This window comes from Caminicella sporogenes DSM 14501, assembly GCF_900142285.1.
In the GTDB taxonomy this organism is placed as follows: Bacteria; Bacillota; Clostridia; order Peptostreptococcales; family Caminicellaceae; genus Caminicella; species Caminicella sporogenes.
In genome coordinates this window covers 1-12,057 of the sequence record NZ_FRAJ01000019.1, presented here as the reverse complement: position 1 = coordinate 12,057, position 12,057 = coordinate 1, and the positions used below count along the sequence as shown (strand labels likewise).

Sequence of the window (12,057 nt, the reverse complement as noted above, 5' to 3'; positions counted from 1 at the left end):
TTAACACAGTATGTATTCATAACTTTATCTTTTATGTTCTTAACCATTGGAATGGATATATGCTTTTACAATATCTTTTTTACTAAATACGCTCTACTATCAATTTTCTATCAAATAGCAGTAAAAATTTTTATAATCATGCCACTAATATATTTGCTATTAAAACAAAAAGAAAAAATAAATAATATTGAAAATTTAATAAAAAATAAAATAGACAAAAAAAATTAAGGGTATTTCCACCCTTATATACTCAATAATCAGTTAACTTTTATAAAGTTATTGCATTTACTGGACATTTTTCTACAGCATTTTTTACAGATTCTCTATTTCTATCATTTATTTCACCATCTATTACTACAGCTTTTCCATTTTCAATCATAAAATTATCTGGAGATAATTTTTCACAAATTCCACAACCTATGCAATAATCTCTATTTATATTAACCCTCATGTCTTCCTCTTCAAGATTTTCATACTGCTCTAATTTAGGTATACTATCCCTTTTAACAAATACAGATACCATGTAAGCCATAATCAATATTGATATTATTGTCAGTATCCATCTCAAAATCATAAACTCAACACCTAAAAATTTAGCTTCATTAACTAACATAGGAACTTTCACAACTGCCCAAGCACTCAATATTATTACTACATTTGAAATACTTGCTCCTTTTCTAATTAAAGTCTTGCATATTGGAAAAGCTGCATAAATAGGACCTGCTGAAAGACTTCCAACTATAAATGAAAAGAGTTTGCCTTTGTAGCCAGATTTTTCTCCTAAATTGTCTATTATTACTTTTTTAGGAACCCATGCTTCTATTAAAGATGTCAGTATAAATACTACAGGCATTATCTGAAACATTTCTATCACATAGTACATACTATTATTAAATGACTCTACAGCTTTTTGTCTATTTACTATTAACAATATAATATATACCAGACTGACACTAAACAGCATTTTATTTTTCTTTATTTTTTCTGTCAATATCATATAATCACCCCCATAACCAAAGAAATCAACACTGCAAATATAAAGCTCAATGTATTTCTAGTAAGAGCAAACTTTAATCCAAATTCTCTTTTTTCCAGACTAAAAGTTACTATCCCAACCATAGTTAGAGTAGTTAAAAAAGCTGCTGCTGGCATTATACTAGCTCCTTTATCTACTAAAGAACCTACAAGAGGAAAAGCTACAAATGCCGGTATCAATGTTATACTTCCAACAAGAGCTGAAATAAATGTCGATATGAAAATATGATTTCCTCCCATATAATTTTTTATAGTTTCAGGTGGTATAAATGAAAGAATCAGCCCTATTAAAAACAATATACCTATAATTTCTCCCATCATATTCTTCATCATATTTCTTGACATTTTCATTGAATCAATAGTCTTTTTCTTATCTTTTTTAATCGATATTAAAAAAAGAATTAAAGTTATAATCCAAAAAGCTAAAGTAAATATATCCATTTTTTATTTCCCCTTTCAATTTTTTTATAGTTTTATTATAATTTTTTCAAAGACATAATTCCGTAACATATGTTACAACTATTTATAAAAGGAGAATTTTTTATGAAACTCAAATATTATATCCCTTTATTAAAAACTTTTGACTTATTTAAAAATCTTACTGAAAAAGATTTCTATACTTTTTTTAATGAAAATAACCATAGAATATCAAATTATCCAAAAAAGACATTAATATATTTGCAAAATGAAAAATGCAATACTTTAGATATAATTCTCGAAGGGGCTCTTTTAATACAAAATGTAGATGAAAATGGAAATATTTTAACTATAAATATATTTGAAACAGGTTCTAAAATAGGAGGCAACCTGCTCTTTTGCGACCAAAACAATTATCCTATGAATGTATCTTCCATAGAAGATTCTACTTTACTGCACATAAAAAAAGATTTGATTTTAAGTTTATGCCAATATAACTACCATTTTCTATATGAATTTATGAGAGATATATCTAATAAAGCCTTTATGCTTGGAAATAAACTTAAAACTATAAGTATGAAAACTATAAGAGAACAAATAATAGAATTCTTAACTTATGAATATTTTAGACAAAATAGTTTAAAAATAAGCCTAAACATGACTAAAAAAGAATGGGCTGAAAGATTGGGAATTCACAGACCTTCTCTTTCCAGAGAACTTGCCAAAATGCAAAAAGAAGGACTAATTGAATATGATAGAAATTCAATAACAATCAAAAATAAAAACATCATTACAAAATAAAAAATAATTTTATTATTTTAAAAAAAAAATTGTTAATACTTAAATTTTTGGGTATCAATATTAGTGTGCAATATAATGAAAACAATTATCATTTATTTTTATAAAATTTGAGGAGGTACTTTACATGGAACATTTTAAAATCAAAAATAATATCTACTGGACAGGAGTATTAGACCCTGAATTAGAAGTTTTCGATATTGTAATGAAAACTGAATACGGTACAACGTATAATTCATATTTCATTGATGATGAAAAAAAAATTTTAATTGACACAGTTAAACCAAATTTTAAGGACGAATTTATTGAAAAACTTAGTAAATTGACTGATATAAAAAAAATAGACTATATAATAATCAATCATACTGAACCAGACCATTCAGGAAGCTTAAAATACATTTTAGAAATAAATCCTAATGCAGTAGTCTATTGTACTAAAGCTGCAAGCATATTTTTAAAAGAACAAATTAATGGTGATTTTAATTGTCATATTATTAGTGATGGAGAAACTTTAGATATAGGCAGTAAAAAATTAAAATTTATAACTGCTCCTTTCCTTCACTGGTCAGATACTATGTTTGTTTACGATGAAGCAGATAAAGTACTTTTTACTTGCGATGGATTTGGTACTCACTACAGTTCAATCGACCCTAAATCTGTTTATAAAAATGAATATAAAGAATCTTTTAAATACTACTATGATAGTATAGTAAAACCTTTTGCTAAACATGTACTAAGTGCTCTAGAAAAAGTTAAAGATTTAGATATTGAAATAATTTTAACTTCACATGGACCTATTTTATCTGAAAATATCAAATACAATATTGAAAAATACTATGAATGGTCTAAAAATGAAGTGGAAAACAGAAATCAAAAACAAGTAGCTCTTTTATATCTATCAGCTTACACTAATACTGCTGTCATGGCTGAAAAAATTAAAGAGGGTTTAGAATCAGAAGGAATTAAAGTCGAATTTCTAGATGTAGAAAATGAAAGCCTAGAAAAAATACACTTGATTATCAATAGTTCTAAAGGTCTGCTACTTGGTTCTCCAACAATAAATAAAACTATGGTTAAACCTATGTGGGACGTTCTTTCTGTTATAGACCCAATGGCAAATATGGGTAAAGTTGCTGGAGTATTTGGCTCTTACGGCTGGAGTGGTGAAGGTATAAAAATGGCACATACTTTGTTAAAACAAATGAGCTTTAAAGTTCCTTTTGAACCAATGAGTAAAAAATTCTTCCCATCTGAAGAAACGCTTAAAGAATGTTATGAATTTGGTAAAGAATTTGCTAAACACATATAAATTAAGCACCTGCAAAAAAGCAGGTGCTTTTTTCTAAATATAAAATTTTTAAATTATTTTATTCATTAATTACTACTTCATATTTCTTTTTTAATTCATTAACTCTGTTTAAATACACTTGTCTTTGTTTATTCATTAGAAGTTGTTCCTTTAACCTATTTTTTACATCTTCAAACTTACTAATACTCTCTTCTTTTTTATCTATTAATTTAATTATATGATACCCAAATTGAGTCTTAACAGGTTTTGATATTTCACCTTTTTCCATTTCAAATGAAGCCTTTTCAAATTCTGGAACCATTCTACCCCTTGTAAAATATCCTAAATCGCCTCCATTAGTTTTAGAAGGACACTTTGAATACTTTTCAGCAGCACTTTCAAAAGATAGACCTTTATTTAGTTCTTCTAATATATCATTAGCTTTTTTTTCTGTATCAACAAGAATATGACTTGCCCTAACACTTTCTGGTGTTTTAAAATAATTTTTATTTTGATTATAATAATCTAACAATTCTTCTTCTGTAACTTCTACATCTTCTAATAGTTTTTTAAGAGCATATTGCTTAAGTAAATTTGCTTTCATCTGCTCTAACTGTTCTTGAAATTCTTTATCATTTTCATAACCTGATTCTTTAGCACCTAAATAAAATAATTCTTCATTGATTAAATCATTTAAAAGAAGTCTCTTTCCATGTTCCGAATTAAACTGCATAGCTTTTTGAGGGCCCATGCCTTCTAATACTTCATTTACATATCCCTCTGTTATAGCTTTTCCATTAACTGTTGCCAACACTTTGTTTTTATCCATTTATTTAACTCTCCTTTATTTTGTAGTCTACTTTAGAATACCAAAAATTTATAATAATGTCTAATATTTATACTCCAAATATCTTTTGAGCAATTTTTACAGCTTCTCTGGCATCCTTTCCATAAAAATGAGCCCCTATCATCTCTGCATAATCCTTATTAAGTACAGCTCCACCAACCATAACACAACAGTCAGGTTTATGCAGTTTAATTTCTCTTATAGTTTCTTCCATACTTTGAATAGTAGTCGTCATTAAAGCACTTAACCCTATCAGCTTTACATCTTCTTTTATAGCTGTATCTATTATTTCTTTTACAGAAACATCTCTTCCCAAGTCTATAACTTCAAATCCATAATTTTCAAGTAGTATTTTAACTATATTTTTACCTATATCGTGTATATCTCCTTTGACAGTAGCCAATATTATTTTTCCTTTAGATATTTTATTTTTTTCTTCTACTATTAGTTTCTCTTTAACAGCTTCAAATGAAGCCTTTACAGTTTCAGCACTTCTAATGAGCTGTGGAAGAAAAATTATTCCTCTTTCATATTTTTCACCAACAATATCGAGTGCAGGAATTAAATATGTATCTACTACTTCCATAGCTTCTCTTGTCTTTAAAATTTCTTTCGTTTTCAAATAAGCTTCTTCCTTCATTCCGTTAATAATTAATTGTTTTAAATCTTTTTCTATTTTTTTAACTGTTGCTATTTCACAACTTTTATTGCTATAAAATTCTATATACTCCTTACATTCTTTATCTTGATTAGAAAGTACTTTAAAAGCCCTAATTACATCCATAATAATTTCTATAGTAGGGTCAGTTATAGGTGCATCTAATCCATATCCTAAGGCTAATGCTAAATAAGTAACATTTATAGCTTTTCTGTTTGGAAGCCCATATGAAACATTACTAGCCCCCAATACTGTCTTAACATTATATTTTTCTTTTATCATTTTTATTGCCTTGAGAGTCTCCAAAACAGTTTCTTGAGAGGTAGAAACAGTAAGCGTCAGACAATCTATCAATAGATTTTCTTCTGGTACTCCGTATGCCTTTGCTGTATTTATTATTTTTTCAGCTATTTCAAGCTTCCTTTCCACAGTTTCCCCTAATCCTTCTTCATCAAGACATAAACATATGACACATGCTCCATATTTTTTTGCTATTGGAAATATTTTTTTCATACTTGAAATTTTACCATTTACAGAATTTATTATCGGTTTTCCATTATATATCCTTACTGCTTCTTCTATTACATCTGACTTCATACTATCTATTTGAAGCGGAATATCTATAATTCCTTGAAGTTCCAAAATAACTTTTTTCATCATTTCTCTTTCATCTATCTCAGGAAGACCTAAATTTATATCTAATATATCTGCACCTGCCTTTTTTTGAACTATAGCTTCAGATATTATATAGTCAATATTATTAGTCTTAAGAGCTTCCTTTAATTTTTTCTTTCCCGTTGGATTTATCCTTTCACCTATTATTTTTACTTCCTGACCAATAATCACTGTTTTTGTAGAAGAACAGGCAGTAGTTAATCTTTTATTGCTTAATTTTTTTGGTTTTAAGCTATTTAAATTTTCTTTAATAGCTTTTATAAAATCTGGATTTGTGCCGCAACATCCTCCAAATATTGCTACTCCTTTTTCAGCCATTTTCTTTATTTCACAAACAAATTCACTTGGCGTTATATCGTATACCGTTTCTCCTTTTTCTATTTTAGGTAAGCCTGCATTTGGCTGTACTATAACTGGAACAGTTGACACTTTAAGTACTTCATCTACTATTGGACTCAGCTGTTTTGGACCAAGAGAACAGTTTAACCCTAATGCATCAACTCCAAGCCCTTGTAAAACCTGTACCATAGTAATTGGATCTGTTCCTGTCAAAGTACGCATATTTTCTTGAAATGTCATTGTACAAAAAACAGGTAGACTGCTATTTTCCTTTGCAGCTAGAACAGCTGCCTTTGCTTCATACAAATCAGATATTGTCTCTATAAGTATTAAATCTGCTCCTTCTCTACTTCCTATAATTATCTGCTGTTTAAAAATTTCATATGCATCATAAAAACTTAACGTTCCTATTGGCTTCATCATTCTTCCAATAGGTCCAATATCTAAAGCAACAAATTTATTACCTGCTGCACTTCTCGCTATTTTTACTGCTTCCCTTATTACATCTTCTACAGAATATTTAAATTCTCTTAATTTCAACTTATTTGCTCCAAATGTATTAGTAGTTATTATATCTGCACCTGCATCTAAATATTTTTTATGAATATCGTAAATAATCTGTGGTTTATTAATATTATATATTTCAGGCAGCTTACCTGCTCCTAGTCCTTTTTTCTGGAGCATAGTACCCATAGCTCCATCAAATAATAAAAATCTATCATTTAATATTTTTTGTATTTCCACAGTTATCTCCTTCCTTTATAAACAGACAATTTTTAAAAAGTCTACAATTTTTACAATCCTTTTTTTCTGTTATATTCCCTTTCTTTGAAAATCCTATTAACGCTGTTACAGACTTCCTCGGAACTAAAATACAACTATCAGTTATAGTCAAACCTATATTTTGAAAAGCTGTTAATAATTCTAAAATTTTAAATTGAACATTAATTGGAAAATCCCCATATCCCGGACTATATCTTGATGTAATATAATATCCATTATTTGCCGCAATCTTTTTTATTATAGTTTCTACACTATCACATAAAGCCTCTATCCCTGCTGTTGCACATGCATCAAATACTATACTTTTCACCAAGTCAATTTTACCATAATACATTATTTTTTTATCTACTTCACTTCCTAATGTTGCTGCCATAACAGCACATTTTTCGGAATTTTTCAAATGCTTAACAATATCTCTTCCTTCAAGTTTAAATATCTTATTACCTATAAAAACTTCATTATTCTTTTTGCTAATATCAAATATATTAAAAACAAAATTTGTTTTTGCTATTTCTTTTAATTCCACTATACATTCGTTTATCATTTTATCGATTTTACTGTCTACTGCTCCATTTTTATATCCTAAATATCTCAAAACTTCTCTTTTATCTATATTTATTCCAACTTCTTCTCTATTAACGGGATTATAATCAATATACACACTCATTTACCAATGCACCCCTTATATTTTTAATACTATTTAAAATCCTTCTAGTCGTTTTTGCCTTGTTCATCGTATAAATGTGAACTCCATCTACCCCCCACGAAAGCAAGTCAACAATTTGTTCTACTGCATATGCTATTCCTGCTTCCTTTAATGCTTCAGGATTGTGTTCATACTTTTGCAGTATTCTTAAAAATTTTGGCGGAAGTGTACATCCCGTTAATGAAACAATTCTTTCAATTTGTTTTTTATTAAGTACAGGCAAAATTCCTGCTAAAATAGGTACATCTATATTTAATTTGCTAGTTTTTTCTCTAAATCTATAAAAAATTTCATTATCAAAGAATAATTGTGTTATTAGAAAATCAACTCCTGCATCTACTTTTTCCTTTAAATAAATTAAATCTAAATTCAAGCTTTTACACTCTATATGCTTTTCAGGATAACATGCAGCACCAATACAAAATTCTCCTCTTTCTCTGATATGTGCAATCAAATCTCTTGCATACTTATAACTATTTGATATAGCATAGCTTAAATTATTTCCACTAGGATAATCTCCTCTTAAAGCCAATACATTTCTTATACCATGTGCTTTAAGAGAATTTAAAATATTATCAATATCTTCTCTACTGGATGTAAAACAAGTAAGATGTGCTAAAGAAGATAAATTGTATTTATTTTTGATAAATGATGCTATTTCAACAGTTGTATCCTTTGTACTCCCACCAGCACCATAAGTTACACTTATAAAATCAGGTCTTAAATCATTTAGTGCCTTTATTGTATTATATATTGTATCTATAGGATAATCCCTTTTAGGCGGAAAAATTTCAAATGAAATCAAAGGTCTTTTATTTTTAAATTTATATTTAATCAACTTTAATATCCTCCCCATCATAAATATTTTTTATTAAATATGATATCTTATTAAATTAAACCAATAGCTAATAAAAAATATAAGTAAAATTTCAAGGCTTAACTATATTCATATTTCCCCATGCTCCCATCTTATCTCCAATTATTATTAATATTCCTTCTATACCTTTAATTGATTTTCCAAACTCAATTCCTTTACTTATATCATCAGGTCCTTTTATAATATTCCCTATGGCAGTTGCAGACGCATCAGCTAATAAAGTATCTTTAGATAAAACTACTACTGCATCAGCTTTACCAAAACTTAAAGAATGTCCTATTGTTCCCGCAGAAGTACAAATTCCTAAAGGTGTTTCTTCTGGCTCAACTGATAGTGCAATTTTCTCTGAAAAAGGAGATTTTCCAGCAAAAATCAATATCTTTCTCCTTTTATTTGTTTTAATAAAAATATCTCCACCATTTTCTATTATGATTTCATCTGTATTTTTCAATAAATCTAATCCCACATACTGTGATATGGCTCCTGCAACTGCTGCCATAGGTCCAACGTTAGCAGCAGTTGACGCCCTTGCCATATGCTTAATTATTTTATGAGCACTTTTGGAAATCTCTATAGGCACTAAACTTGTATAAAAATTTTTATTATTCTTTACATAATTTATAATTACATCTCTGTATTTTTTTAGATAAATTCTAGCTTCCTCAATCAAATTAATTTTTGACGATATATTTAAATCAGACTCTCTATCTACAACTGTAAAATTTATTAAATCAGCAGCTTTGATATAATCCCTGTAAAATCTGTACTGATACATTGTAAATCACCTACACTGCACTAATGGTATCTATTTCAAGAGTGTTTAATTTATTGTTTAAAGGAAATTTCTGTATAGGCTCTTGAAGTAGAAAATCTCCTTTTTCAATCCAATCTTTTAATATATTTGCTATTTCTCGTGCTTTTTGAAGATTTGAAAGAGGTATCGTCTTTATTTCTTTTCCATTTAAATTTACTTTTCCACTTCTAAGCTGTGCATAGCTTACTCGCCCTAAACTTGGTTTATTTCTCTTTTCTACGCTATAATCAATAATATTTGTATAAATATCTTTATCTTCTATTGAAACATTTTTCATCATATCTTCATCAAGTATAGGTATTGGTATACCTATTCCAACAAACATTGATATTCCATATCTTTTAAAAACCACTGGTTTTATATATTTTGTACTCATTTCTTTTAAATTTCCTATTACAGCCAAAGTTCCAGCTCCTCCTAAAGGTATATCTCTTTCATCTCTAACACAGCCTGAATTAAATTGTGTTCCCTGCCATGAAACATATCCTACTGCTCCAGCTAGAAAAATTCTAGTTCCTATACCTATCGTTCTGTATAAAGGGTCATTAAGCATAGGACTTAATTGCCCAGTAGTTGAATAAGTTATATTGCCTTTGTTTGGCTTTAAAATACCCATATAGGTATAAAGTCTTCTGTCTGAAGTGTTAATAGCTGCATTATAATTTTGATAACAATTTCTAGGATTAAACAAATATGCTTCATTGATAGAATCCTTAGTAATATAAGTTTCTATTTCTTTCCTTGGATAACAATCTGTTCCTTTAGATGTTGCTTTTAAATAAATTTTTTTACCGTCTATCAAATCACAAATTACATGTGCTCCACCATATTCTTTACCTTTGCTTTCAGATTCTTCAGTAACTCCAATATATACGTCAACTGCTGCAAGTCCAGCATAAGCTGGAACATCATTTAAGTACACCTTAGACATTCTTATCGGAGGGTCTGAATGACCAAAATTCAAAAATGCACCTGTTGAACACATTGGTCCAAAAGTTGCAGTTGTTACTACATCTACATACTTAGTGGCATCTTTTATTCCTTTTTCTTTAACTATGTCAATCACTTCTTCTGCCGTTACAATTACTGCTTTACCTTTTTTTATCTTTTCATTAATTTCTTCATAAGATTTTTTTATTGACATAATAATTCCTCCTTATATCTTTTATATATAACAAAAGCCTTTTCCGACATTGGAAAAGGCTTTAATAAATAAATAAAGCACTCTCATCTGCCGGTATTTCTACCGCTGGAATTAGCACCATTGTACACTGTACATAATCAATGTACTGGTTGCCGGACTTCATAGGGCCAGTTCCCTCCGTCACTCTTGATAAGAGTATAAATATTCAATTTTATAATTGATTAACAGTATAATACCTATAATATAAATTGTCAATATATTTATTAAATTTTTGTTATTTTTTATTACAAACAATTAAAAAACGGCTTACACAAACATATAAGCCGTCTTGTTTTCTACAATTTATTTGTCTCATAATCTATATATGATTAAATGACTATAATCTCACTACATTAGCAGCTTGAGGTCCTCTAGTACCTTCAACTATTTCAAACTCAACCATTTCCCCTTCATTTAAAGTCTTGAATCCTTCTCCTTGAATAGCTGAGAAATGAACAAATACATCATTTTCTCCTTCAACTGAGATAAATCCATAACCTTTCTCTGAATTAAACCATTTTACTGTACCTTTCTTCATTCTTACATCCTCCTAAAACTCTTTAGTTATTGATGATTGCACCTTATAAACTTTAAAATCTATTGAACATTTCCCTCTATACTATTCAAGAAGAAAATCTCAATAAACTTCATCTGCCAATGCTAATCATCTATAAATTTTGTACATATTAAGATTACTATAGTTTTATACTTCTGTCAATGATTTTCAATATTTTTTTCTATTTTTTTCAAAATCTCAAATATGTACCTCCATCTAAAGGAATTAAAACTTGTAAAGGAGGTCTTTTTCCGAAAAGTCCAACCGCATAAATTGTATAAAATTTATTAGACATTAATTTTACATTTGGTACATACAATATTCTCTGATTACTATTTGTCTTATAAATTTCAACAGTATAAATATTTGGATTCATAGTTATATAATTAGTTACTTCCTTATATTCTACATCTTTAAATAAACTTCTTTCATTAGATAATCTAACATCTACACTTGGTGTATTTGGCGATAAATGAACAAATCTCAATTTAACCTTTCCCGGTTGGATATTCATAGAAGTATCCTCTATAGGATATAAAGCTATATTCTGCAACTCATTAACCATTGCAATAGTTAAAATAGTATTTGCTGGAATATTTATATTTTTATCTATAATTAAATTTCTCCTGCTTCCTGCTGGAAAAATTTTTATACTATATATCCCATTTTGCAAAGGAATATATTGAGTAAAACCCCTATATGGAAAATTAAGTGCAATGGGACTATTATTAACATAAATATCTACTGCTGGTGCGTCAGGTGAAGCATGTAGTATTCTAACATAACTCGAATTAACTCGTCTATAATAGTCTTTGTAGTAATCTTTTACTGAATTTAAAAAAGGACAGCTCATAAATTGATTATACATTTAATTAACACCTCACAAAATTAATAATATCATTACTAATAAAATATTCATATTTCCTTTAAATCTTTACCACTTTTTAGTTAAATTTAAAATTGCATAAAAAAATCCCTGCATACGCAGGAGGTCACTGAAAAAGTCAAACCTTATCATAAGAAATTATGATAAGGTTTTTTAAGTGGCAAAAAGGAGATTAGGGAGTAGATGTCGAATATA

General features: G+C 28.4%; 12 protein-coding genes and 1 riboswitch. Of the genes, 2 read left to right on the top strand and 10 right to left on the bottom strand.

The annotated features are described in order from the left end of the window. Window positions 1-268: 268 nt before the first annotated feature. Window positions 269-997: a permease gene (locus tag BUA90_RS10200; RefSeq protein WP_072968272.1), complete on the bottom strand. Its 729-nt coding sequence runs from the start codon at window positions 995-997 to the stop codon at window positions 269-271. Further along, on the bottom strand, window positions 994-1,476 hold the full coding sequence (locus tag BUA90_RS10195) for a permease (RefSeq protein ID WP_072968270.1): 483 nt from the start codon (window positions 1,474-1,476) through the stop codon (window positions 994-996). Before BUA90_RS10195 ends, BUA90_RS10200 begins: the two co-directional genes overlap by 4 nt. Window positions 1,477-1,578: 102 nt before the next feature. Between BUA90_RS10195 and BUA90_RS10190 the strand changes: the two genes are divergently transcribed. Both BUA90_RS10190 and BUA90_RS10185 read left to right on the top strand, forming a co-directional pair. Beyond that, window positions 1,579-2,253 (top strand): Crp/Fnr family transcriptional regulator, encoded by a 675-nt coding sequence (locus BUA90_RS10190; protein ID WP_072968268.1) that lies wholly within the window; start codon window positions 1,579-1,581, stop codon window positions 2,251-2,253. Between the two features lie 124 nt (window positions 2,254-2,377). Beyond that, on the top strand, window positions 2,378-3,559 hold the full coding sequence (locus BUA90_RS10185) for an FprA family A-type flavoprotein (protein WP_072968266.1): 1,182 nt from the start codon (window positions 2,378-2,380) through the stop codon (window positions 3,557-3,559). Between the two features lie 58 nt (window positions 3,560-3,617). Here BUA90_RS10185 and BUA90_RS10180 read toward each other — a convergent pair whose 3' ends face one another. The 8 genes from BUA90_RS10180 to BUA90_RS10145 form a co-directional block, all read right to left on the bottom strand. Further along, on the bottom strand, window positions 3,618-4,367 hold the full coding sequence (locus BUA90_RS10180) for a peptidylprolyl isomerase (protein WP_072968265.1): 750 nt from the start codon (window positions 4,365-4,367) through the stop codon (window positions 3,618-3,620). A gap of 67 nt (window positions 4,368-4,434) precedes the next feature. Beyond that, window positions 4,435-6,801: a homocysteine S-methyltransferase family protein gene (locus tag BUA90_RS10175; protein WP_072968263.1), complete on the bottom strand. Its 2,367-nt coding sequence runs from the start codon at window positions 6,799-6,801 to the stop codon at window positions 4,435-4,437. After that, window positions 6,776-7,507 carry a vitamin B12 dependent-methionine synthase activation domain-containing protein gene (locus BUA90_RS10170; protein ID WP_072968261.1) on the bottom strand — a complete coding sequence of 244 codons (732 nt, stop codon included), beginning with the start codon at window positions 7,505-7,507 and terminating at the stop codon, window positions 6,776-6,778. Before BUA90_RS10170 ends, BUA90_RS10175 begins: the two co-directional genes overlap by 26 nt. Then, window positions 7,491-8,384, bottom strand: a complete 894-nt coding sequence (gene metF, locus BUA90_RS10165) for a methylenetetrahydrofolate reductase [NAD(P)H] (RefSeq protein ID WP_242945082.1) — start codon at window positions 8,382-8,384, stop codon at window positions 7,491-7,493. The genes BUA90_RS10170 and metF overlap by 17 nt, the downstream gene beginning before the upstream one ends. A 91-nt stretch (window positions 8,385-8,475) precedes the next feature. Further along, window positions 8,476-9,198: a UPF0280 family protein gene (locus BUA90_RS10160; RefSeq protein WP_072968257.1), complete on the bottom strand. Its 723-nt coding sequence runs from the start codon at window positions 9,196-9,198 to the stop codon at window positions 8,476-8,478. Between the two features lie 10 nt (window positions 9,199-9,208). Next, window positions 9,209-10,381 carry a homocysteine biosynthesis protein gene (locus tag BUA90_RS10155; RefSeq protein ID WP_072968255.1) on the bottom strand — a complete coding sequence of 391 codons (1,173 nt, stop codon included), beginning with the start codon at window positions 10,379-10,381 and terminating at the stop codon, window positions 9,209-9,211. Window positions 10,382-10,461: 80 nt separating this feature from the next. After that, window positions 10,462-10,577, bottom strand: a riboswitch (SAM riboswitch). A 180-nt stretch (window positions 10,578-10,757) separates the two neighbouring features. Then, entirely contained in the window at window positions 10,758-10,958 is a 201-nt protein-coding gene (locus BUA90_RS10150) for a cold-shock protein (RefSeq protein ID WP_072968253.1), read from the bottom strand. Window positions 10,959-11,166: 208 nt separating this feature from the next. Further along, on the bottom strand, window positions 11,167-11,844 hold the full coding sequence (locus tag BUA90_RS10145) for a DUF4397 domain-containing protein (protein ID WP_072968251.1): 678 nt from the start codon (window positions 11,842-11,844) through the stop codon (window positions 11,167-11,169). Window positions 11,845-12,057: the final 213 nt, after the last annotated feature.

What these genes read in the sequence shown, in the direction of transcription:
- BUA90_RS10200 (WP_072968272.1), bottom strand. Translation starts at nt 997, where the DNA reads ATGATATTGACAGAAAAAATAAAGAAAAATAAAATGCTGTTTAGTGTC.
- BUA90_RS10195 (WP_072968270.1), bottom strand. Translation starts at nt 1,476, where the DNA reads ATGGATATATTTACTTTAGCTTTTTGGATTATAACTTTAATTCTTTTT.
- BUA90_RS10190 (WP_072968268.1), top strand. Translation starts at nt 1,579, where the DNA reads ATGAAACTCAAATATTATATCCCTTTATTAAAAACTTTTGACTTATTT.
- BUA90_RS10185 (WP_072968266.1), top strand. Translation starts at nt 2,378, where the DNA reads ATGGAACATTTTAAAATCAAAAATAATATCTACTGGACAGGAGTATTA.
- BUA90_RS10180 (WP_072968265.1), bottom strand. Translation starts at nt 4,367, where the DNA reads ATGGATAAAAACAAAGTGTTGGCAACAGTTAATGGAAAAGCTATAACA.
- BUA90_RS10170 (WP_072968261.1), bottom strand. Translation starts at nt 7,507, where the DNA reads ATGAGTGTGTATATTGATTATAATCCCGTTAATAGAGAAGAAGTTGGA.
- BUA90_RS10160 (WP_072968257.1), bottom strand. Translation starts at nt 9,198, where the DNA reads ATGTATCAGTACAGATTTTACAGGGATTATATCAAAGCTGCTGATTTA.
- BUA90_RS10155 (WP_072968255.1), bottom strand. Translation starts at nt 10,381, where the DNA reads ATGTCAATAAAAAAATCTTATGAAGAAATTAATGAAAAGATAAAAAAA.
- BUA90_RS10150 (WP_072968253.1), bottom strand. Translation starts at nt 10,958, where the DNA reads ATGAAGAAAGGTACAGTAAAATGGTTTAATTCAGAGAAAGGTTATGGA.
- BUA90_RS10145 (WP_072968251.1), bottom strand. Translation starts at nt 11,844, where the DNA reads ATGTATAATCAATTTATGAGCTGTCCTTTTTTAAATTCAGTAAAAGAT.